The organism is Daejeonella sp., from assembly GCF_030695525.1.
Taxonomy (GTDB): Bacteria; Bacteroidota; Bacteroidia; order Sphingobacteriales; family Sphingobacteriaceae; genus Daejeonella.
Genome location: NZ_JAUYSS010000008.1, coordinates 1 through 22,829, shown reverse-complemented (window position 1 = coordinate 22,829; position 22,829 = coordinate 1). Strand labels below are relative to the sequence as shown.

Sequence of the window (22,829 nt, the reverse complement as noted above, 5' to 3'; positions counted from 1 at the left end):
GCCTAATCCAGCAATTTTAACCGTATTTTTTTACCCTTCCTTATTTTGAATATTAGGATAAGCCCTGTCTATTTTTAGTAAAACCAAATCTGTCTTTTGGATTTTCTTCTGTTTTGTGTATCCTCAGGCTTCTTAATCTGGCAGAATCAACAATCCACTTTTCTCATTAATAATCGTAATTTTGCCCCCTGAATTATGCCAAACTGACCATAAAAAGGTAGTGGCGTAATTCTTGTATAAATTGAATTTCAATATTTCACATACACATGTTAGCAATTTTAAGTAAACTTTTCGGTAGCAAATCCAATCGTGATATAAAACTGATTCAACCTTTAGTCGATAAAACTAAAGAAGAATATGCCAAACTACATTCCTTGAGCAATGATGAACTAAGGCAAAGAACCCTTGATTTCAAAGCCCGTATACAGGAATTTCTTGAAGAAATAGACAAAGAGATTGCGGTCGTGAAGACCAAAGCCGAATCTGAGGATCTGCCCATTAATGAAAAGACGGCACTTTATGATGAGTTGGATAAGCTTCAGAAAGATCGTGATAAGGAACTGGAGAAAGTCCTGATTGAAATTTTACCTGAGGCCTTTGCAGTTATGAAAGATACTGCAAGACGATTCACAGAAAACACAACAATAGAAGTTACCGCAACACAGGCCGACAGAGAGCTGGCTGCCCGCAAGAAGAATGTCATAATTCAGGGTGATAAGGCTATTCACCACAATACCTGGCTTGCTGCCGGTACTGAAGTGACCTGGAATATGATCCATTATGATGTTCAGCTGATTGGGGGTGTTGTACTTCACCAGGGCAAAATTGCAGAGATGGCAACAGGTGAGGGTAAAACCCTTGTTGGAACTTTACCTGCCTACCTGAATGCATTATCCGGACAGGGTGTTCATATCGTTACAGTGAATGATTACCTGGCAAGACGTGACTCGGAATGGAATGGGCCACTATTTGAATTTCACGGATTAACAGTTGATTGTATCGATAAACATCAGCCAAATTCTGAAGAACGCCGTAAAGCCTACCTGGCTGATATTACTTTTGGTACCAATAACGAATTTGGTTTCGATTACCTGCGTGACAATATGACACTGAATCCGGAAAGCCTGGTTCAGCGTAAACTGCATTTTGCAATGGTGGATGAGGTTGACTCGGTATTGATTGATGATGCCAGAACTCCTTTGATAATCTCAGGTCCGATTCCAAGAGGTGATGAACATGAATTCTATGAATTGAAACCCCGTATTGAACGTCTGGTAACTGCGCAGAAAAATTACGTGAATGGTGTTCTCAATGAAGCCAAAAAACTTATTAATGAAGGGCATGCCGGTCCGACAGAGGGTGGATTAGCCCTTTTGAGAGCATACCGGGGTTTGCCAAAAAATAAGGCCCTGATCAAATTTCTGAGTGAACCCGGTATGAAGCAGGTTCTTACAAAGGCAGAAAATTATCACATGGAGAATCAGAACAAGGAAATGCCGAAGGCAGATGCTGAGCTTTTCTTTGTGATTGATGAAAAAAATAATCAGGTTGAATTGGCTGAAAAGGGGATTGAACTGATCACTGCCTCAGGTGAAGATCAAAGCTTCTTTGTGATGCCGGATGTGGGTACAGAGATCGCAGATCTTGAAAAATCTGCACTATCTACCGAAGAAAAAATTGAGAAGAAAGATGCTTTAATGCGTGATTTCTCGATAAAGTCTGAACGTATACACTCTGTAAATCAATTGCTTAAAGCTTATACCCTCTTTGAGATTGATGTGGAATATATTGTTGATGAGGGAAAAATCAAATTGGTTGATGAGCAGACAGGCCGGATCATGGATGGCCGTCGTTATTCTGACGGATTACATCAGGCGATTGAGGCTAAAGAAAACGTGAAGGTTGAGGATGCAACTCAAACCTATGCAACCATTACCCTGCAGAACTTCTTCAGGATGTACCATAAATTATGTGGTATGACCGGAACGGCTGTAACCGAGGCCGGAGAGCTTTGGCAGATCTACAAACTGGATGTTGTTGAGATTCCAACCAATGTGACTGCTCAGCGTAAGGATCATGAAGATATGGTTTACCGTACCGTTCGTGAGAAATACAATGCTGTTGCAGATGAAATTACAAGATTAACAGAAGCCGGCAGGCCTGTATTGGTTGGTACAACTTCCGTGGAGATTTCTGAATTGCTGAGCAGGATGCTTAAGTTAAGAGGTATCAAGCATAACGTTTTGAACGCAAAACTTCACCAGAAGGAAGCAGACATCGTTGCGGAAGCCGGACAGGCAGGAACCGTTACAATTGCTACGAATATGGCTGGACGTGGTACGGATATCAAACTCGGCCCGGGTGTAAAGGATGCCGGGGGTTTAGCGATTGTAGGTACCGAACGGCACGAATCACGTCGTGTCGACAGGCAGTTACGTGGTCGTGCAGGCCGTCAGGGTGATCCGGGTTCCAGTCAGTTTTTTGTATCTCTTGAAGATAACCTGATGCGTTTATTCGGTTCTGAGCGGATATCCAATATTATGCTCAGAATGGGGATTGAAGAAGGCGAAGTAATTCAGCATTCAATGATCACCAAATCCATTGAGCGCGCGCAGCGTAAAGTTGAGGAAAACAACTTCGGCGTTCGTAAGAGATTATTGGAATATGATGATGTAATGAACTCACAGCGTACTGTAGTTTATGCAAAACGTAAGAATGCATTATTTGGCGAGCGCCTGGATGTTGATCTGAACAATACTATTTTTGACGTGGTTGAAGATGTTGTATCAGAGTACAAGGATCAGGGCAATTTTGAAGGCTTTCAAATGGAGATCATCCGTATTTTCTCTGTAGATCCTGAACTTACTGAAAAACAATTTGCATCAAGTAATGCCCATAGCCTTACTGACGAAGTTTTTGAAAAAATCAACGATTTCTATCACCGTAAACTTGAGGCAATTGCAAATCAAACGCTTCCGGTTTTAAGAGATGTTTTTAAAGAACGTGGTGATCAGATTGAGAATATTGTAGTTCCATTCTCGGATGGAATTCGGTCAGTACAGGTTGCAACTAACCTTAAAAAAGCTGTTGATAGCAATGGTTATGAGGTATTTAAGGCCTTCGAAAAGAGTGTGGTGTTGGCACTTATTGACGATGCCTGGAAAGAGCATCTGCGTGAAATGGATGAATTGAAGCAGTCAGTTCAGAATGCAGTTTATGAGCAGAAAGATCCTTTGATTGTGTACAAAATGGAAGCATTTAGTATGTTCAAACAAATGCTTGCAACCGTTAATAAAGATATCGTCAGTTTCCTTTTCAAGGGAAATATTCCTTCTCAGGATCCGGGTCAGGTACGTGAGGCTCGTCCTCAACCACGTCAGGATCTGAGCAAGCTAAAGGTTTCAAAGCCTGAACTTAATCAGGCTTCAGGAGGAATGCCGGTTGATGATACCAGAGAACTACAAAAGACTCAGCCGATCAGGGTGGAACAGAAAATAGGCAGAAATGATCCATGCCCTTGCGGAAGTGGGAAGAAATACAAGAACTGCCATGGAATAGGAGCCGATTAAAAGAATGCGTTGGAAATTTCTCTTCGGATTTATTCTAATTATGTGTTTTCAGGAGCTTTCAGCTCAGGAGAAGGGTACTGTTTTGGTTATTAAAGACCCGCAAATTGATAGTCTGATTGCACGTCGACTTGAATTGAACAGGGCAGGTGTTTCCGGTAATAATGTGACTTTATCAGGGTTCAGGGTGCAGATCTTTTCGGGTTTAGATCGCCAGATGGCCTACTCTGAACAGGCAAAGTTTAAAGACAGATATCCGGGTATCAAAACGTATATAAGTTATACTCAGCCAAATTACAAGTTGAGGGTGGGGGATTTTCGTACCCGCCTTGAAGCTGAAAAGTTTATGAATGAACTTAGGAACTATTATAATTCTTTGTTCATTTTTTCCGAAATGATAATTCTTAAGTAATGTTAAAAGATAAGATTAGCCTTCTCGCAAAAGAGATACACGGCAATGTAGTTGAGAACCGCCGGCATTTACATGCCAATCCTGAGTTATCCTTCTATGAATACCAGACTTCAGCTTATGTAGCACAGAAGCTGGATGAACTCGGAATTAAGTATAAGAAGATGGCGAATACAGGCTTGGTTGCGATCATAAAAGGAGAAAAACCTTCTGATGCGGTTGTTGCCCTCCGTGCTGACATGGATGCTCTACCTATTGTTGAAGCGAATGAGGTGCCTTATAAATCAAAAAATCCGGGTGTGATGCACGCTTGCGGGCATGATGCACATACCTCCTCCCTTCTTGGAACAGCAAAGATCCTAACTGAACTAAAAAATGAATTTGGAGGAACTGTGAAACTGATTTTTCAACCTGCAGAAGAAAAATTGCCCGGCGGTGCAAGTATGATGATAAAAGAAGGCGTTCTCGAAAATCCGAAACCCGATGCTGTAATAGGCCAGCATGTGATGCCTTTGATCGAGGCAGGACAAGTGGGCTTCCGTTCAGGGAAATACATGGCTTCAACCGACGAGATATATGTGACTGTGCATGGAAAAGGTGGTCATGGAGCTCAACCACAGCAAAACATTGACCCAGTTCTGATTACTTCCCATATTATTGTTGCATTACAGCAAATCATCAGCCGGGTGGCTGATCCCAAGACACCATCTGTACTTTCCTTTGGTAAGGTTATTGCCAATGGTGCTACGAATGTGATTCCAAATGAGGTCTACCTCGAAGGCACATTCCGGACGATGGATGAAGACTGGAGAGGAAGAGCTCATGAGAAAATGAAGAAAATGGCTGAAGGCATTGCTGAAGCAATGGGTGGCAGCTGTGACTTTAATATTGTTCGCGGATATCCATTTCTCATCAATGAAGAAAAGCTAACAGCAGAGGTTCGTGCTTACGCCGAAGACTATTTAGGGAAAGAAAACGTTCTGGATCTGGATATCTGGATGGCCGCAGAGGATTTTGCGTATTATTCGCAGGTTTCTGATGCCTGTTTCTATAGACTGGGTACAGGCAATAAGGAGCGTGGAATAACGTCTTCGGTTCATACACCGACATTTGATGTGGATGAAGAATCTCTCAAATTAAGTACCGGTTTGATGGCCTATATTGCCCTGAAACAGTTGGGTAACTAGTATCATTTACTTCTTTAGGGAAGTACATGTTTTTGAAATTATTATGAAGAAAATATATTTATTACTGAGCCTGTTGGGCGTTTGCAGTGTAGGTTTGGCTCAGAAAATACCGCGTTTTAATCCTGATACAGTACTTACAGTCACTATTGATTCGGCTATCACCATTACTTCAACACGCCTCACCGCTGAGACCTTTATTAATGAGATCATTAATGATACCAGCTTTTATGCGGCTTTTCGTAATATGAAGAACTACAGCTTTAATGCTGAGAATCGCATTTTTACTTACAACAAAGCGAATGCGGTTGAAGGTAAAATCTATCGCAGAATCTATCATAATAATACCGGGCCTTACAAAATGGAGATCCTTGAAAAGAGGGATGACGGTAATGTCTACAAACGAAATGGAAAATATTCCCTTTACACTGTCGAGATGTTCGATTATATCTTCATGAACGCCTACAATTCTGATTTTGTTCCTTCTGCACCGATATCAGGAGCAAAAGGTGAAAGTAATGAATCGTACAAAGATAAGCTGAAAACCCTGATTTTCAGTCCGGGGAGGCCTATTAAGGGTGTACCCTTCATTGGAAATAAAACTCAGATTTTTACTCCAAACATGAGGCAGTATTATGATTATACGTTTTACAGAGGAACCTATCTTGATTCTATCCCGGTCTACCGTTTTAAGGTAGCACTTAAGCCGGATTTGTCGGGCTGGACTGAAGGAGGCATGATGATTAAGGAACTGGTTACGATTTTTGATATGCGTAATTTTCAGATTCTGGGACGTTATGTGGACATGAAATATGGAAATATGGCTTTTGATTTTGATGTTCAGATGAATATCGAACTGGGATATTTTGGTGAAGACAAAACCTTGTTACCAACCAAGATCAGCTATCAGGGGAACTGGGATATACCTTTTAAACGAGAAGAACGGGCTAGTTTCCTGATTCTGCATAAAGGGTATAAATAGTGTGTTGATACCCAAATCTCTATTGTTCTTTTAGTAGAATGTTTCAATAATATTTAGGGCACTCAAAGCCATTGGCTCACAAGCATATTACCCCATTATTTCTTCCTCAAATTAAGCTATTGTTTATTTTCCAAAATTTGTATCTTGCGCCCTCTTTTAAAATTATATTAGAAAAAAAATACGGATATGGGAATAATGAGTTTTTTGCGGAACCGTGCAGGGATAATCATCGTTGGGGCTATTGGTTTTGCAATTGTTGCATTTTTAGTAAGCGACGCAGTGCAGATGGGCGGATCGTTTATGCAGGGAAATCAGACTGAAGTTGGGGAAGTTGATGGTAATGCCATTTCTATTCTGGAATTTAATGAGAAGGTAGAGCAGAATACGAACAATTTCAAACAGCAGATGGGTCAGAATAGTCTAGATCCCCAAATGACCTCTTATATCATTGAAAATACCTGGAATCAATCGGTTTCACAGATTTTAATGAGCAAGGAAATGAGCCGTCTGGGTCTTCAGGTCAGTAAAAATGAGCTCAACGATCTTGTGTCAGGAAAAAATCCTGATCCACAGATCCTTCAGAACTTTGGAGATCCTCAAACAGGGCAGCTAAACAGAATGCAGCTAAATGCATTTCTTGAAAATGTGAAGTCTCAGCCGGCTTCAAGTCCGGTTAGTCAGCAATGGACTGCCTTTTTGCTCAATATCCGTGAAAATAAATTATCGCAAAAATATACCAATCTGATCAGAAACAGTCTATATGTTACCTCCCTTGAGGCGAGGGAAGATTACGATCAACGTAATAAGCTTGCCAATTTTAGTTTTGTGAATCTGGAATACAGTTCAATTCCGGATAATCAGGTAAAACTGACCGATCAGGATTATTCGGATTATTATAAGGAAAACAAATACAGGTTTAAGAATCCTTTAGAGAAGCGTTCATTTGAGTACATTGTTTTTGATGCGAACCCTTCTAAAGCTGATTCTGCAGATATAAAGGCTATGGTTGATAAAACCGCAGCTGAATTCAGAGCGGCTGCGAACGACTCATTATTTGTAAGTATCAACGCTGAAACTAAAATGCCTATCACTTATGTACGCAGAGGTCAACTGGAGCCTGCACTTGATTCAGCAGTATTCAGCGCTTCAAATGGAGCGTTTATAGGTCCTTTGTTTTCAGGAGGTGTTTACAAGATGGTAAAAGTTCTGGACCTTAAGGTTGGACCTGATTCTGTAAAAGCAAGTCATATTTTACTAAATCCTGCTACTGAAGGCGGAATTGACAAAGCAAAAGCAAAAGCAGATTCAATCAGGGGTGTAATTGCAAGAGGAGGCAGTTTCGCAGAGCTTGCTGCTAAATTCGGAACGGATGCTTCAAAAGATTCGGGTGGTGAACTGGGTACTTTTGCCAGAGGTGCTATGGTACCTGCATTTGAGGACGCTGTTTTTAATGGGAAAACCGGTGATCTTAAGGTGATTACTACCCAGTTCGGTGTACACGTAATTAAGATTAATGCTCAAATTGGTTCTTCCAGAGTAGCAAAAGTTGCTATTGTAGATAAATCTTTTTCAGCGAGTAATAAAACCCAACAGGAAGCCTATTCTAAAGCAACAAGTTTTCTGACTGTTGCAAAAAATGCTGAAACATTTGATACAGAAGCTAAAAAAGCTGGTTATGTTAAACTACTTGCAGCTAATGTGATAGCTACTCAATCTTCTATTCCAGGATTGGATAGCCCGCGTGAAATGGTAAGATGGGTATTTGGTGCTGATAAAGGAGATGTTTCAAATCAGGTATTTGAAATGGGAAATAAGTTTGCAGTAGCCAGAGTAGTCGATATATTTAAAGAAGGAACACTTCCTCTCGAGCAGGTAAAGAAGGATATTGAGCCAATGGTAATGAGGCGGGTAAAAGCGCGAATGCTTATAGAAAAAATGGATAAGGCTCTTGCTGGATCCACATCGATCGATCAGGTTGCGCAAAAAGCAGGCAGAGCGGTAACACCGGTTCAGAATATCGTGTTCGCAAACCCGGTAATTCCAGGACTTTCACAGGAAAATGTATTGGTAGGAACTCTTTTTGGGTCACAGCCCGGTAAATTATCACGCCCGATTGAAGGGGAGCAAGGAGTATTTGTTTTCGTTGTGAACGGATTTAGTAAGCCGGCACCCCTTACCAATGCCTTTAAACAAAAGGTTCAGGTATCTCAGGGACTGGCGCAGCGTGCTTCAGGTGAGGCGTTCAAAGTTTTACGTGATAATTCTAAGATCAAGGATAACCGCGTCAAGTTCTTTTAGTAGCTAATTTCATTAACTTTGTATCCGGAAGTGTTCTGTCACTTCCGGATTTTTTTTTGCAGCCAATCGGTTTATTCCGGATTTTGCTGTTCAATAATCAGGTTAGAAGATGGAAATTCAGGAAAAAATTATAAATAAAGTGGCAGAGAGCGGGCTCATAAGCTTTGATCTTGCCGAACTCTACCCGGCTGGCGAACGTATATTTTATGATATTAAGGATAACCTTTTTCATGGCTTGATGCTCAGGGAAAAGGATTTCCGGGAATTCATAAAGGAGCACAACTGGGAATCCTATGCCGGTAAGCATATTGCCATCGGTTGTTCAGCAGATGCTATAGTTCCAACCTGGGCCTATATGCTGCTGGCAAATAAGATGGCACCTTATGCAGAAACAGTGATATTTGGAAATCTTGAGGTACTTGAGGCAATACTTTTTGATCGTAAATTGAATCAGATAGATTTGGAAAAGTATCGCGATCAGCGGGTAGTGATTAAAGGCTGTGGGGAGATTCACATCCCCAACTCGGCCTATATTGAGCTTACGGTGAAACTGACCAAAGTAGCTAAAAGTATTATGTATGGTGAACCATGTTCCACTGTGCCTATTTTTAAGCGGAAATCCTGATCCCGGGTCAGGTCCTGGGTTGTTATCAAACTTGACCCGGTTGTCATCAAACTTGATCCGCTTGTCATCCCGGACTTGATCCGGGACGGGATGGTTCACTTTTTGCAGTAAAGACCAAATGGTTAAAAAAAGTATATTATTTCTTCTGCTGATATCCTGTTCTACAGCATTTTCACAGGGATTGCAAAACGTTAAGGAGCCTGTATTTAAAGCTGGAGAGTATTTAAGTTACAGACTTCGTTATGGGTTTATTACTGCTGCAGAAGCTTCAATTAAAGTATTGGATACTGATGTTAAATTTGATAATCGTCCTGTTTTTCATTTGCTTGCAGAAGGCCGTACCGCCGGATCTTTTAATGTTTTTTATAAAGTGAGGAATCGTTACGATTCCTATGTTGACAGGGAAAGTTTAAGTCCGTATTTGTATACAGAGAATATTCGGGAGGCAAATTACCGTCGAAGTGATAAGGCGCGGTTTTATCAGGATGAGAAGAAAGTTGTATCAAATAAAGGTACTTTCAAAGGCAATGGACAGACATTTGATGTTGTTTCTGCTTATTTCTTTGCAAGAAGTTTAGATATTTCAAAATTAAAGCAGGGCGATAAGTTCAGTATGGATTATTTCCTGGGGGATGGAATAAGTAAGCTGGAGGTGCAGTTTGTTGGCAGAGAACGTATAAAAACAGCATTGGGTACATTTAATTGTATCAAATTTAGTCCATCAATTCAACCCGGCAGAATTTTCAGAAAGGATAGTAAATTATACCTTTGGATAACAGATGATGCGAATCGTATTCCTGTAAAAGCGCATGTTGAGATCCTGGTAGGTTCAGTGACCCTTGAACTGATGACCGCAGAGGGATTAAAGTATCCCCTGGGTTTTGTTAAATAATATATATGATCGAAGTACAGAACACATTGGTTCATGAGGATGTAGTCAATGAAAATTTTGTTTGTAATCTTAATAAATGCAAGGGCATCTGTTGTATCGAGGGAGATTCAGGAGCCCCCCTGGAGCGGGATGAGTTGGCCGTTCTGGATGAGATTTACCCTCTGGTTAAACCGTATATGACAGAAAAAGGGGTTGCTGTTATTGAAGAATTCGGCACCTATGTTAAAGATTTTGAGGGGGATTATACTACCCCTTGCGTAGATACCAATAAGGAATGTGCCTACGTAATCATGGAGAACGGGATCAGCAAATGTGCTATTGAAAAGGCATGGGAAGATGGGAAAATTGCCTGGAAAAAGCCGATTTCATGCCATTTATATCCTATTCGAATCACAAACTACCCTGAGTTTGATGTACTTCATTACGATCGCTGGAGCATCTGCAGTGCTGCCTGTGCCTTTGGAAAAGAACTGAAAGTTTCTGTTCATGAATTTTTAAAAGAGCCGCTTATCCGTAAGTATGGTGCAGAATGGTATGCTGAGCTTGAAGCTAAGGTAAGAAAAGGTTAAAAGTGTCAAATACGTTTTCCGATTCATCGCCGGACTACTATCTTTTTCTAATTTCCTATCACGATTTCCAAGAGTATGGGTAGGGAAGATATAATTAATCTTTAAATTTATCTTTCTGTTCGGGTAATAAATACTTTCACTATTTTTAAATTCCAGTAATAAAAAATTGATTCCAAAGGATACCGTCGACAAGATTATTGAAACATCCCGTATTGAGGAAGTTGTAGGAGATTTTGTATCATTAAAACGACGGGGTACCAGTATGATCGGCCTTTGTCCTTTTCACAATGAAAAAACCCCTTCATTTCATGTCTCTGTCGGAAAGGGAATTTTCAAATGCTTTGGTTGTGGTAAGGGAGGAGACTCTGTCAGGTTCATTATGGAACATGAGAAAGCAACTTACCCTGAAGCTCTCCGTTATCTGGCGAATAAATACAGCATTGAAATTGCAGAGGTTGAAAATACTCCTGAAGAACAAGCGGTAAATGACCGTCGTGAAAGTTTGTACATCGTTTCTGCCTGGGCAGCGAAATTTTTTCAGCAGCAGATGCTTGAGACTGAGGAAGGCAAAAGTATCGGACTCAGTTATTTTAAGGAGCGTGGTTTCAGGGATGATATTATTAAAAAATTTGAATTGGGATATTCTCCCGATGTCTGGGATGCATTGACTCAAAATGCCCTTACTGAAGGTTATAATCTTCAATTTCTCGAAGAAACCGGCCTCACTATCCGCAAGGAGAATGAAAAATTCTATGACCGCTTCCGTGGGAGAGTGATGTTTCCGATACATAGTTTTACCGGCAGGGTCATTGGTTTTGGTGGAAGAACTTTAAAGACAGATAAGGCCGTCCCTAAATATGTTAACTCTCCCGAAAGCGATATCTATCATAAATCGAATGTACTCTACGGATTATTTTTTGCGAAGAAATCCATGCGTGATGAAGATAATTGTTACCTGGTTGAGGGGTATGCAGATGTTCTTTCGGTACATCAGGCCGGGATTGAGAATGTAGTGGCCTCTTCGGGTACTTCACTAACAATTGAGCAGATTAGAATGATTGGCCGGTTTACCAAGAACATCACCATACTTTACGATGGTGATGAGGCGGGAATCAAGGCATCATTAAGGGGTTTGGATATGATCCTGGAAGAGGGACTGAATGTTAAGATCGTTCTTTTTCCCGATGGGGATGACCCAGATTCTTATGTGCAGAAGTTTGGAAGTTCTGCCTTTAAATCTCATATTGAAGGAAACAAGAAGGATTTTATACTTTTTAAAACAAGTATTCTTTTAAAGGATGCCGGTAATGATCCGATCAAGAGAGCAGGAATAATAAGAGAAGTTGTGGAGAGCATTGCCAAAATTCCAGATGGGATTAAGGCCTCTATTTTCGTGCGTGAATGCAGTTCGCTGCTTCAAATAGAGGAACGGGTACTTATATCAGAGCTGAATAAGATTCGTCTTGGAAAAATAAAAAAGGATACTAATTTCAATCCTCAGCAAGCACAGGCAGAAAATATTCCGGAACCAGAAATGCTGGAGCAAACAGGAATTTCTGATACAGATGAAGCGCAGGAAAAAGAGATTATTCGCCTGCTACTGAATTATGGGCATGAGTTAGTGCATTGGGATGATATTACAGACACCTATATTGCTCCCTACATCATATCCAATCTGGCCGATGTTACATTTGAGCATCCGCTTTGCATTCAAATCATTGAGGAATATAAGAAACAGCTTGAGAATGGAGAACTCCCCTCAGAGCAGGATTTTATTAAGAACTCCGACCACCAGATAGCTGATCTTGCAATAGCAATGGTTTCATCACCCTATATCTTGAGTGAAAACTGGTATGCAAAAAGAAAAATTTACGTCAGGAATGAAAGTGAAAATCTGAGGTTAACTATTCTGGGGGGTATATTTCATTTAAAGAAGCGCAAGGTCGATAGAATCCTCAGAAGAATCCGTGATGAAATTCAGGCTGAACAGGATGCTGATAACCAGGCGATTCTGATGCGCAGATACATGCAGGTAAAAGAAGTGGAGAAAGGCATTTCAATGTTTTTGGGTTCTGTTATCCTGAAGTGATGGCCCGGCATAATGTCTTTGGGAATCAGGGTGAATTGCTTGCAAGGAAGTATCTTGAGGAACAAGGTTATGAAATACTGGATGAAAATTGGAGATTCAGGAAAGCAGAGATTGATCTGATTGCATACAGAAACCCAATTATTGTTTTTGTTGAAGTCAAAGCAAGGGAGAACAATAGATTTGCTGAGCCCGAAGATTTTGTGAGTAAGGCCAAACAGAAACTTCTGGCTATGGCTGCCGGAGAATATATTCATCTGATGAATCATCAGAATGAAGTTCGTTTTGATATAATTTCGATCCTGTTTAATAAATTTGGGGATCCGGTAATCAGGCATACGGAAGATGCATTCTGGCCCTGAGATTAGGATGCTCTTTAATAAAATAGAACCATGCGATTTAAATTAATTTGTCTCTCAATCTTCAGTCTTTTCTTTTTCACACATTGCTCGAATGAGGAGAAAAAAAGTGCTGATTCTTCTGCCTGGGTAATGCCTGAGGCCGGGACTTCTGTCAATCTTGGGGATTCGGTAAACCTGGAGCTTAAATTAAATGAGAAGGCCGATTCAGTTGTCTACTTTGCTGATGGAGTTAAGTTAAAAATGGCCGCAGATGAAAAATCTATTGCTGTACCTACAGCTGATCTGCAATTGGGAATAAAAGCCATAACCGCAAAGATTTACCGTGGGCAATCAGAGCCTGAAGAGATCAGTACAAATATCGTTGTTAAGTCGACTTTGGTTCCACAGAAATTTGGCTATGTAGTGCAACATGTGTTTAAGCATGACACCAGTTCATACACCCAGGGACTAGAATTTCATAATGGATATTTATATGAGAGTGATGGACTTGCTGGTGAATCCAGTATACGAAAAACAGATCCTTCTACAGGCAAAGTATTGCAAATGACAAAGGTTCGGGACGAGCTTTTTGCCGAAGGAATTACTATTGTGGGGGATAAAATTCTGATGCTTACTTATCAGAATAATGTCAGTCTGGAATACGATCTCAATTCCCTGAAACTGCTTCGTGAATTTTCAAATCAATATCAGCGGGAGGGTTGGGGTTTATGCAATGACGGAAAAGTTATCTATAGCAGCGATGGCAGCAATACCATTTACATCCTGAATAAGGATACCTATATGCAGGAAAATTCTATTGAGGTTTATGACCAGAATGGTCCTGTACATTCACTGAACGAACTGGAGTTTATTGATGGCCGTATATTCGCAAATATTTACAACTCTAACCGTATTGTGATTATCGATCCTGCTAATGGCCAGGTAACTGCTGAGGTCGACCTTAGCGATTTGTATCCTGATGCAGTAAGGCCGATGAAAGATTTCGATGGTTTTGTTCTGAATGGCATTGCCTGGGATAGTAAAGGGAAACGTTTGTTTGTTACCGGCAAGAAATGGGATAAGTTGTTTCAGATAAAACTGGGGGAGTTGCAGTAGATTTTTTACCGTCATTCCGAAGGAGGCACGACTGAGGAATCTGTTTATTAGAGCATGATTTATCAAGTTCAAACCATTTTCCATCTCAACAGATTTCTCCACGCGTCAAAATTCTTGAAAATTGAAGAATAGTACTCACGTGTTCGAAATGACGGTTCACGTGTTCGCAATGACGGTGGGTGAGAAGCTTTTCCCTTTTAGTTTCCCCTTTGAGCTTTCCCCTTTCAGCTTAATTCCTCCAAACCTTATACTGATTAATCAAGCCATTGGTTGAAGCATCATGACCGTCTACAGGCTGATCATCTTCCAGTTCCGGAAGAATACGTCCTGCCAGTTGCTTCCCAAGCTCAACACCCCACTGATCATAACTAAAAATATTCCAGATTATGCCCTGAACAAATATTTTATGTTCGTATATCGCGATTAGCGAACCTAAGGTGAAGGGAGTAATTTTTTTAATCAGGATTGAATTGGTTGGCCTATTTCCTTCAAAAACTTTGAATGGAGCCAATTTTTCAATTTCCTGTGCACTCTTGCCGGCGGATTTTAACTCTTCTTCAACTTCTACTCTGCTCTTACCATTCATCAATGCCTCTGTTTGAGCAAAGAAATTGGAAAGTAATAACTGATGATGATTAGCAATTGGATTATGGCTTTGCGCCGGGGCTATAAAGTCACAGGGTATCAGTTTTGTACCCTGATGGATGAGTTGATAGAATGCATGCTGACCATTGGTGCCAGGCTCCCCCCAGATTACTGGTCCGGTTTGATAATTTACAGGATTACCATTTCGGTCGTTGGATTTGCCATTGCTCTCCATATCCCCTTGTTGGAAATAGGCAGCAAAACGGTGCATATACTGGTCGTAAGGAAGAATCGCCTGACTTTCGGCACCAAAAAAATTGGTGTACCAGATCCCCAGCAATGCAAGAGTAACCGGTATGTTTTCCCTGAAATCACTATTACGAAAATGATTATCGGCTTCATGTGCTCCGGCAAGTAATTCTTTAAAATTTTTAAATCCTATTCCGCAGGCAATACTGAGTCCGATAGCACTCCAAAGCGAATATCGCCCTCCAACCCAATCCCAGAATTCAAACATATTGGCCGTATCAATCCCGAATTTCGCTACCCCTGCTTCATTTGTAGAAATTGCTACAAAATGTTTCGCAACGGCTGTCTCATTTCCTCCGTTCCTTAAAAACCAGTCGCGTGCCGAATAAGCATTGGCCATCGTTTCCTGGGTAGTGAAGGTTTTTGAAGCGATCATGAAAAGTGTGGTTTCGGGATCAAGATTTTTGAGCGCTTCGGCGATGTGCGAACCATCTACATTGGAAACAAAATGGAGCTTAAGATGATTGCTGTAGGCTTTTAAAGCTTCAGTAACCATCACCGGACCCAAATCAGACCCCCCTATACCTATATTAACAATATCCGTAATAGATTTAGCTGTATATCCCATCCATTCTCCTGAAATAACCTGATTAGAAAACTGTTCCATTTTATCCAATACGTTGTGGATATCAGGTAAAATATCTTTTCCGTCAAGCATGAAGCCTGTCCTGCCGGGATTGCGCAATGCCGTATGAAGAACAGCCCTACCTTCAGTTTCATTAATTCGATCTCCCTTAAACTGCTGGTTTATCGCCTCTTTTAGCCCACATTCTTCAGCCAATTGCAGTAATAAATCATGAGTTTGGGAATTAATGCGGTTTTTAGAATAGTCGAGCAAAATATCACCAAAGCTGATTGAAAACTGTTCAAAGCGTTTTGGGTTTTTAAAAAGATCCCGGAGCGGCTCTTTTTTCATCTGTTCAAAATGGTTTAAAAGTGCATTATACGCATTTGTAGAGCAGAAATTTATTCTTGGAAGCATATGATCAGATAAGTGGATAAAGAAAAAATGGTCTATTATAGTAAAATTAGATTTTATATCTATTAATTTGAACTAATTTCCAACCTGACCAATATAAATTAATGAAAAGATTACTAAGTATTCTGCTTCTGGGCTGCTGGATTCCCCTGTCTGCACAAACTAAGGCCGATGATGTAAAGACATTTACCTTAAATAACGGCATGAAATTTCTGGTTCTTGAGGATAGTTCTATTCCCAATGCCAATATGTACCTTTTTTATAAGGTAGGTTCAAGGAATGAATATCCCGGTATTACCGGATTATCCCATTTCTTTGAGCATATGATGTTTAATGGTTCAAAAAAATTCGGACCCAAGATGTTCGATCAGACCATGGAGTTTAATGGAGGCGCAAATAATGCCTATACCACACAAAATGTCACTGTTTATACTAATTGGTTTCCTGTAGGTGCAATGGAAACCATTTTTGACCTCGAATCCGACCGTATTTCCAGCCTTAGCATCGATCCGAAAATGATTGAAAGTGAGCGTGGAGTGGTGTTGTCAGAGCGGAGTACAGCTCTTGAAAACTCACCATGGAATATGTTGAATGATGCAGTTTATGCGACAGCTTTTCAGGAACATTCCTACCATTGGACAGTTATAGGGTATGAAACTGACATCAAAAACTGGACTAAAGATGATCTGGAGAAATATTTCAAAACCTATTATGCACCTAACAATTGTGTGGTGGTAGTTTCCGGGAATGTAAAAGTGGCTGAGGTTAAGCTTCTGGCTGAAAAGTATATGGCTCAAATTCCTGCCAGTGATCTTCCAAAACCTGTACATCTGGTTGAACCTCCTCAAACAGGTGAGCGAAGGATCTATACTCAAAAGGAGGTTCCAAGCCCTCATTTAATGATTGGATACCACACACCGGAAGCAACAAGTAAGGATTTTTATCCACTGAGTATCCTGAGTTCAGTGCTATCAAGCGGTAATTCATCACGATTACATACAGAGCTGGTCGATAAAAAGCAACTGGCTACTATGGTCGGTACTGATTTCAGCGAAAGCTTTGATCCTAACCTCTTTATGATCTATGCTTTGGCTGCAAAGGATGTTGAGGAATCGGATATTGAAAACGCAATTTACACTGAGATCGAGAAAATCAAAAAGGATGGAATCACTGACCTGGAACTACAAAAGATTAAGAACCAGAAGCTGATGGAATTCTACGGACAGCTTGAGACCATTAATGGCAAATCAAATAATATCGGCACTTATGAGCTTTTCTTTGGCGACTACCGTAAGATGTTTGATGCACCGGCAGAGTTTTCGAAGGTTAGCCTTGAGGATGTAAAGCGTGTGGCGAATGAGTATTTCAAAAAGTCAAACCGAACGGTAGGGATATTAAAAGCAAATGTGGAGGAATAAAGAGATGAAGAACTTAAAAAATTATACCAGCATTGTTCTTACTGCTTTGATGATATGCAGTACAGCAATCGCCCAGAATACACCGGCAGCTTTTAAAGTACCGGCTTATGAGAAATTTATTCTGCCCAATGGTTTGACCATTTATTTAATGGAGCAGCATGAAGTTCCTGTAATCAGCTTATCGGCTATAATTCCCGCAGGATCGATATACGATGGATCCAAATCAGGATTGGCCAGTTTAACGGCTGCAGGTTTACAATATGGAACAAAGAGTTACAGCAAGACTAAAATAGAAGAGGAACTTGACTTTATAGGCGCAAGTCTGAATACTTATGCAAACAAAGAATCTGCAGGAATTTCTTCAAAGTTTGCTGCAAAAGATTTAGAGAAAGTACTTCCAATTTTAAAAGAAGTTTTGGTCGACCCTGTCTTTGATCAGGAAGAATTCGAAAAGGAACGGAAACGTGTCCTTTCAAGTCTGGATCAGGCAAAACTTAGTCCGAGAAATGTGATTAATGCCTACTGGGATAAATTTATTTTCGGGGATCACGTCTATGCCAATCCGGTAAGCGGAAGTCCGGCTAGTGTTGGAAAATTTATCATCGAAGATTTGAGGGATTTTTATAAATCAAATTATGGTCCGCAGGGATCTGCAATTGCCATTGTGGGTGATTTCAATTCGAAGGAAATGAAAACCCGTCTAAGAAATTTGTTTGGAAACTGGAAAAAGTCTGTTCTTGTACAGAAGAATCTTGCTGCTCAGCCGGTTAAATCAATCCAAACATCCAGGGTACTGCTGGTCAATAAGGAAGATGCACGTGAGACCACCCTTTATATTGGTGGACTGGGTATTCGTCGTGACAATCCTGATTTTGTGGCGATTGATGTGGTGAATACTGTTTTTGGGGGCCGCTTCACTTCCTGGTTAAATGATGAGCTTCGTGTAAATTCGGGACTCACTTATGGAGCGAGAAGTGGTTTTATTCCTTTGAAGACTTCAGGAACATTCTCGATATCAACTTTTACGGCAACAAAAACGACTCAGGCTACGCTGGATAAGGCATTAGAAGTACTTGATAGTCTGCATAAAAATGGATTTGATGAGAATACCCTGACTTCAGCCAAGAATTATGTCAAAGGGCAGTTTCCGCCGAAATATGAAACCGCAAGCCAGCTGGCCGGTTTGTTAACTCAAATGTTCTGGTATGGATTTAACGAATCTTTCATAAATAATTTCCAGACTAATGTCGACGGACTAACAGTCGCAAAATCGAAGGAGATTATCAATAAGTATTTTCCAAGAGAGAATTTACAATTTGTACTGATTGGAAAATCGGAAGATATCAAAAGCATTGCCGCGAAATACGGACCTGTAACTGAAAAGCAAATAAAGGCAGACGGTTTTTAAGGGCAAAGGCTGACAGGGTTCAAAACCCTGTCAGCCTTATCAAAACCCTGTCAGCCTTACCCCCGGATCAAGGACGGTCATCAAAAATCTCACCCTTCCTGATCGCACATCCTTTCAAAATTTTCCCGTTCAGTCTGATTTCTGCCGAGTAATTATACTTACGATCAGACATTCCATCACTGCATTTTTCTTTTCTGATCAGAACTTCAAGTTTTTCATTTTTCGGATTTGTAGCAGTGTAGTGATAAAGTCCTCCGCTGATATTGGCTGGAGAATAGAAAAATTCCATCACTTTTTCCTCAGCAACATCCTTTAAAACTATGCGCTTTTCGAAGGGAATGATGTCCAGCGACCAGAACGGTTCATTGCCTAAAGCAATGAACTCATAATTATAACAGTCGGTTCGGAAGTTTTTTGGTTCAATCTTAATTATTTCTGTAATGACCAATACATTCTCATATTCTGAGGCATAGCCTAAAGATGATTTTCCGGATAAATAACCTTTAACTTCAGCATACACACTTTCATAGGGATAGGATAAGAATTTGTCTGACTCTTCATAGGGTTTACGCATATCCACCAGGCTATCATTTACCCAGAAAATCTTTTGATTAGCACATTCCTGAAAGGTATTTACTTCATTACCAAAGACATATAAACCTTTGAAATCGATCGGAGTTTTATTTAGCAGTGGAGCACTGGCCTTACTTGTTACCGTATCGGCGGCCGGTACTTTTTTTTCATTGGAGTTACAGGCCTGTAATAACAGGGCAAGCATAAACATCAGGATGTAATTTCTCAAGATTAATTATTTAGGGCGATACCAAAGATGCAAATTTTTCTATTTTTGCATTATGACCAAAGAAAATATTACGGATTTAAGAGACAGAATAACGTCTCTGAGGAGGCATCTTTGACATCGACAAGAAATTAGATGATCTCAAGAACGAACAGGATATAGCCCTAAGGCCCGATTTCTGGGATGATCCCAAGGAGGCCGAAAAATCATTGCATTCTATCAATTCCAAGAAAAAATGGACGGATGAATTTCAGGCTGCAGAAGCTTCTGTGGAAGATGCTGCCGTAATGCTTGATTTCTTTCAATCGGGTGATGCAACAGAAGCTGAAGTCAAAGAGCAGTATGAAATCACCTTAAAGAAGGTTGAAGAGCTTGAGTTCAAAAATATGCTCAGCTCAGAAGAAGATCAGTTAAATGCGGTAATGCAGATTACTGCCGGAGCAGGTGGTACTGAAAGCTGCGACTGGGCATCCATGCTGTTGAGAATGTATGTGATGTGGGGAGAGAAGCATGGTTTTAAGGTTTCAGAACAGGATATTCAGGAGGGTGATGTAGCAGGAATCAAAACAGTTACTATTCAGTTTGAAGGTAATTTTGCATACGGTTACCTGAAAGGGGAGAACGGTGTTCACCGGTTGGTAAGGATCTCTCCATTTGATTCAAATGCAAAACGTCATACATCTTTTGCTTCAGTTTATGTTTATCCCCTTGTAGATGATACGATCGAGATCTATGTCAATCCAGCCGATATTGAATTTGAAACTTTCCGTTCAGGCGGTGCTGGCGGACAGAATGTGAACAAGGTTGAAACTGCCGTTCGTTTATATCACAAACCATCGGGCATTATCATCAAAAATCAGGAATCCAGATCACAGTTACAAAACAAAGAGAATGCAATTCGCTTACTAAAGTCTCAGCTTTATGAGGCTGAAATGCGTAAACGTCAGGAAGCTTCTGCTACGATTGAAGGGAATAAGAAAAAGATAGAATGGGGATCACAGATCAGAAATTACGTTCTTCACCCATATAAACTCGTGAAGGATCTTCGGACAAATTACGAAACTTCAAATGCTCAGGCTGTGCTCGACGGAGATTTGGATGAATTTTTGAAGGCTTATTTGATGGAATTTTAAGGAGAACCAAGTATCAAGAGCCAAGAACCAAGACGGATATTGAATAAGTAGTTTAAAACGTATCCAGGATTTTAGTTCTGATACTCATCATTTTAATTTACCTGTAAACTGTCTTGAATCCTGGCTCTTGGTTCTTGGGTCTTTTTGACTTTTGGTTCCTACCTCGGTTCCGGGAAAATCGCAAGCAATTCTTCCAACTCCGCTACCTTTTCAACAGCCGAAAGTTTTTCATAAGCACTGATCAGGTTTCTGAGTACCCTCTGGATGATTTCAGTATTGCTGCAGGGCTCATAGAAATGGTTAAGCGGTTTCAGATTCAATTGTTTTAAGAATGCATCCACATCTTTTCGGCCAAAAATAAAGCCCTTGTTAAAGGCATTGATATAAAACAGGATACTGTTCTCAAATACATTTTGGGATACATGGAAGTCTTCTGTAGGATGTTCATCCACATAGGCCAGAATGAAATGTTGTGGCAGGTTTACTCCATAGACAGGGATGTCCAGCTTTTGGGCTATGATTGAATAAATCACTGCAAGCAGAATCTGGTTTCCTTTTTTACTTTCAAGAACCTGGCTCAGGTAAGAATTTTGTGGATCCTGATGGTTAGTAGTATTGCCCGAAAACCCATAAGCACCATAGAATATGTGATTGATTAATTTCACCTTTTCAACCGCACTCATTTCATAGATCATCTGCATCCAGATATCCCGCTTAATATCCTCAATCTGATTGATGACTTTTTGTTCATCAAGATCAGGATACTGGTATTTATTGATGATCAGCATACCCTGCAGGAGGTCAAAAGATCCACCCATATGCCATAATTCAAGCTCACGCTTAACATTCTGGAACTGAATTTTGTGGACAAGGTTTTCTATCCTTTCCTGCAGAATGGTATCCAGCGACTGTGACCAGGCATTTTCCAGATATTCAATAACCTCATTGCCGTAGGATAATAATTTATCTTCCACATGACGGGATATCTCTGTGTCCGGGTCGTCGAGTAATTTAATTAGTGATTCTACTTCCTTCTCATTCATTGCTAATTACAAATTTACGCAAAAATGTATTTGTTCTTATTAGCTATTGCCTGCCAGCATCTCATATCTAATGTCTCACAACTCATATCTCAAATCTCAAATCTGCAAACTATCTTTAAGCCCATGTTTAATCTGTCAATGGCAATGAATTTCCTGAAGCATTGGTCTAAGGCCAAAAACCGTCATGGAATTCATTCCCCCTTTGTTTATCGGCTTCTTGATGAAGTTATTTACGATTTTCATGCCAAAAAAGTTTATCAGGAAATAGAACAATTAAGAAATAATTTAAGGCAGGATGAATGTTGGATAATCAATGCTGAGACTGTTGCATTATACCATGTGGCAAAGAATGTCTCAACACCTGCCAAACTTGCTCAACTTCTTTACCGGCTTGTAGCAGATCTAAATCCCAGAACTATTATCGAATTGGGTACATCTCCCGGAATTACTACTGCATATCTTGCAAAAGCAGCACCCGGAGCAAGACATGTCAGCATAATGGAAAATTCTGGAGCCTTAACAATCGCAAAGGAGAATCTCCAAAAGCTAAACATCTACAATACTGAACTACTCTCTGGGAATGTGGATGAATTATTGCCAATACTCTTTGAAGGAATTTCTGAACTTGATTTCATTCTCATTGATGGAAAACATTCCAGTGAATCTATCCTGAACTATTTTAAAAGCTGTCTGCCCAAGATGAGCAACCATTCAATGATGGTCTTTGAGGATATTTACCGGAACCGGGAAATGAGATCTGCCTGGCAAGAAATTAAATCCAATCCTGAAGTGAGTGTTACAATTGATTTGTTTTGGATAGGATTGGTTTTTGTTAGAAGAGCGCAGAGTAAAGAGGATTTTAAGATCAGATTTTAATTTTGGAATAAAATTGAATGCACTTGATCATTAGTTTCCAGAAAAATTTGAATTGTAGTACTGAAGATCATATTCTTAACTCATAATTATTCTCTTTTCCTGCAGCAGAAAAGAAACATGCCGAGGAGGAACGACGAGACCATGAGTACCTTAAAAACAATAGACAAAAACGAATAAATGCCGCCGCTGTCCCGAAGTTTCGGGACTGCTT

18 protein-coding genes are annotated in these 22,829 nt (G+C 40.3%); 15 read left to right on the top strand and 3 right to left on the bottom strand.

Features of this window, described 5'->3' with window-relative positions:
* The first annotated feature begins 266 nt into the window (after positions 1 to 266).
* The 11 genes from secA to Q8S11_RS00575 all read left to right on the top strand — a co-directional run bounded on the left by secA (position 267) and on the right by Q8S11_RS00575 (position 14,068).
* Positions 267 to 3,569, top strand: coding sequence for a preprotein translocase subunit SecA (gene secA, locus Q8S11_RS00625; RefSeq protein WP_305660137.1), 3,303 nt, complete (start codon positions 267 to 269; stop codon positions 3,567 to 3,569).
* A 4-nt stretch (positions 3,570 to 3,573) separates the two neighbouring features.
* The gene (locus Q8S11_RS00620) at positions 3,574 to 3,978 is read left to right on the top strand and encodes an SPOR domain-containing protein (RefSeq protein ID WP_305660136.1); all 405 of its coding nucleotides are present in this window, start codon (positions 3,574 to 3,576) and stop codon (positions 3,976 to 3,978) included.
* On the top strand, positions 3,978 to 5,162 hold the full coding sequence (locus Q8S11_RS00615; protein ID WP_305660135.1) for a M20 family metallopeptidase: 1,185 nt from the start codon (positions 3,978 to 3,980) through the stop codon (positions 5,160 to 5,162). The genes Q8S11_RS00620 and Q8S11_RS00615 overlap by 1 nt, the downstream gene beginning before the upstream one ends.
* 43 nt (positions 5,163 to 5,205) lie before the next feature.
* A complete protein-coding gene (locus tag Q8S11_RS00610) occupies positions 5,206 to 6,141 on the top strand; it encodes a hypothetical protein (RefSeq protein ID WP_305660134.1) in 936 nt (311 codons plus the stop codon).
* Positions 6,142 to 6,327: 186 nt separating this feature from the next.
* The gene (locus Q8S11_RS00605; protein WP_305660133.1) at positions 6,328 to 8,439 is read left to right on the top strand and encodes a peptidylprolyl isomerase; all 2,112 of its coding nucleotides are present in this window, start codon (positions 6,328 to 6,330) and stop codon (positions 8,437 to 8,439) included.
* Between the two features lie 109 nt (positions 8,440 to 8,548).
* Complete coding sequence (locus Q8S11_RS00600) at positions 8,549 to 9,064, top strand: DUF2480 family protein (protein ID WP_305660132.1); 516 nt, start codon at positions 8,549 to 8,551, stop codon at positions 9,062 to 9,064.
* A gap of 118 nt (positions 9,065 to 9,182) precedes the next feature.
* On the top strand, positions 9,183 to 9,956 hold the full coding sequence (locus tag Q8S11_RS00595) for a DUF3108 domain-containing protein (RefSeq protein ID WP_305660131.1): 774 nt from the start codon (positions 9,183 to 9,185) through the stop codon (positions 9,954 to 9,956).
* A 5-nt stretch (positions 9,957 to 9,961) separates the two neighbouring features.
* Positions 9,962 to 10,525, top strand: a complete 564-nt coding sequence (locus Q8S11_RS00590; protein WP_305660130.1) for a DUF3109 family protein — start codon at positions 9,962 to 9,964, stop codon at positions 10,523 to 10,525.
* A 166-nt stretch (positions 10,526 to 10,691) separates the two neighbouring features.
* Complete coding sequence (gene dnaG, locus Q8S11_RS00585) at positions 10,692 to 12,614, top strand: DNA primase (RefSeq protein ID WP_305660129.1); 1,923 nt, start codon at positions 10,692 to 10,694, stop codon at positions 12,612 to 12,614.
* Positions 12,614 to 12,973, top strand: coding sequence for a YraN family protein (locus Q8S11_RS00580; RefSeq protein ID WP_305660128.1), 360 nt, complete (start codon positions 12,614 to 12,616; stop codon positions 12,971 to 12,973). The genes dnaG and Q8S11_RS00580 overlap by 1 nt, the downstream gene beginning before the upstream one ends.
* Before the next feature lie 30 nt (positions 12,974 to 13,003).
* A complete protein-coding gene (locus Q8S11_RS00575) occupies positions 13,004 to 14,068 on the top strand; it encodes a glutaminyl-peptide cyclotransferase (RefSeq protein ID WP_305660127.1) in 1,065 nt (354 codons plus the stop codon).
* A gap of 229 nt (positions 14,069 to 14,297) precedes the next feature.
* On the opposite strand, the gene pgi is transcribed toward Q8S11_RS00575, so the two are convergent.
* Positions 14,298 to 15,944, bottom strand: a complete 1,647-nt coding sequence (pgi, locus tag Q8S11_RS00570; RefSeq protein ID WP_305660126.1) for a glucose-6-phosphate isomerase — start codon at positions 15,942 to 15,944, stop codon at positions 14,298 to 14,300.
* A gap of 101 nt (positions 15,945 to 16,045) precedes the next feature.
* Here pgi and Q8S11_RS00565 point away from each other — a divergent pair, with 101 nt between their 5' ends.
* Entirely contained in the window at positions 16,046 to 17,359 is a 1,314-nt protein-coding gene (locus Q8S11_RS00565; RefSeq protein ID WP_305660125.1) for a pitrilysin family protein, read from the top strand.
* Between the two features lie 4 nt (positions 17,360 to 17,363).
* A complete protein-coding gene (locus tag Q8S11_RS00560) occupies positions 17,364 to 18,767 on the top strand; it encodes a pitrilysin family protein (RefSeq protein WP_305660124.1) in 1,404 nt (467 codons plus the stop codon).
* Between the two features lie 67 nt (positions 18,768 to 18,834).
* Here the strand turns inward: Q8S11_RS00560 and Q8S11_RS00555 are convergent, their stop codons facing one another.
* On the bottom strand, positions 18,835 to 19,569 hold the full coding sequence (locus tag Q8S11_RS00555) for a hypothetical protein (protein WP_305660123.1): 735 nt from the start codon (positions 19,567 to 19,569) through the stop codon (positions 18,835 to 18,837).
* 52 nt (positions 19,570 to 19,621) lie between these two features.
* Here Q8S11_RS00555 and prfB point away from each other — a divergent pair.
* Positions 19,622 to 20,699 (top strand): peptide chain release factor 2 gene (gene prfB / locus Q8S11_RS00550; protein WP_305660122.1). Its coding sequence is split into 2 segments (ribosomal slippage): positions 19,622 to 19,681 and positions 19,683 to 20,699, totalling 1,077 coding nucleotides; the frame shifts between segments, so codons are not numbered across the junction.
* 158 nt (positions 20,700 to 20,857) lie between these two features.
* On the opposite strand, the gene Q8S11_RS00545 is transcribed toward prfB, so the two are convergent.
* Positions 20,858 to 21,742 carry a transglutaminase-like domain-containing protein gene (locus Q8S11_RS00545; protein WP_305660121.1) on the bottom strand — a complete coding sequence of 295 codons (885 nt, stop codon included), beginning with the start codon at positions 21,740 to 21,742 and terminating at the stop codon, positions 20,858 to 20,860.
* 24 nt (positions 21,743 to 21,766) lie between these two features.
* Here Q8S11_RS00545 and Q8S11_RS00540 point away from each other — a divergent pair, with 24 nt between their 5' ends.
* Positions 21,767 to 22,618, top strand: a complete 852-nt coding sequence (locus Q8S11_RS00540; protein WP_305660120.1) for an O-methyltransferase — start codon at positions 21,767 to 21,769, stop codon at positions 22,616 to 22,618.
* The last annotated feature ends 211 nt before the right edge of the window (positions 22,619 to 22,829 follow it).

Bases quoted from the DNA above. Each gene is read 5' to 3' on its own strand.
- Q8S11_RS00610 (WP_305660134.1), top strand. From the start codon at position 5,206: ATGAAGAAAATATATTTATTACTGAGCCTGTTGGGCGTTTGCAGTGTA.
- Q8S11_RS00540 (WP_305660120.1), top strand. From the start codon at position 21,767: ATGTATTTGTTCTTATTAGCTATTGCCTGCCAGCATCTCATATCTAAT.
- Q8S11_RS00590 (WP_305660130.1), top strand. From the start codon at position 9,962: ATGATCGAAGTACAGAACACATTGGTTCATGAGGATGTAGTCAATGAA.
- Q8S11_RS00615 (WP_305660135.1), top strand. From the start codon at position 3,978: ATGTTAAAAGATAAGATTAGCCTTCTCGCAAAAGAGATACACGGCAAT.
- Q8S11_RS00565 (WP_305660125.1), top strand. From the start codon at position 16,046: ATGAAAAGATTACTAAGTATTCTGCTTCTGGGCTGCTGGATTCCCCTG.
- Q8S11_RS00595 (WP_305660131.1), top strand. From the start codon at position 9,183: ATGGTTAAAAAAAGTATATTATTTCTTCTGCTGATATCCTGTTCTACA.
- Q8S11_RS00545 (WP_305660121.1), bottom strand. From the start codon at position 21,742: ATGAATGAGAAGGAAGTAGAATCACTAATTAAATTACTCGACGACCCG.
- Q8S11_RS00605 (WP_305660133.1), top strand. From the start codon at position 6,328: ATGGGAATAATGAGTTTTTTGCGGAACCGTGCAGGGATAATCATCGTT.
- Q8S11_RS00620 (WP_305660136.1), top strand. From the start codon at position 3,574: ATGCGTTGGAAATTTCTCTTCGGATTTATTCTAATTATGTGTTTTCAG.
- Q8S11_RS00575 (WP_305660127.1), top strand. From the start codon at position 13,004: ATGCGATTTAAATTAATTTGTCTCTCAATCTTCAGTCTTTTCTTTTTC.
- Q8S11_RS00600 (WP_305660132.1), top strand. From the start codon at position 8,549: ATGGAAATTCAGGAAAAAATTATAAATAAAGTGGCAGAGAGCGGGCTC.
- Q8S11_RS00580 (WP_305660128.1), top strand. From the start codon at position 12,614: ATGGCCCGGCATAATGTCTTTGGGAATCAGGGTGAATTGCTTGCAAGG.
- secA (WP_305660137.1), top strand. From the start codon at position 267: ATGTTAGCAATTTTAAGTAAACTTTTCGGTAGCAAATCCAATCGTGAT.
- pgi (WP_305660126.1), bottom strand. From the start codon at position 15,944: ATGCTTCCAAGAATAAATTTCTGCTCTACAAATGCGTATAATGCACTT.
- Q8S11_RS00560 (WP_305660124.1), top strand. From the start codon at position 17,364: ATGAAGAACTTAAAAAATTATACCAGCATTGTTCTTACTGCTTTGATG.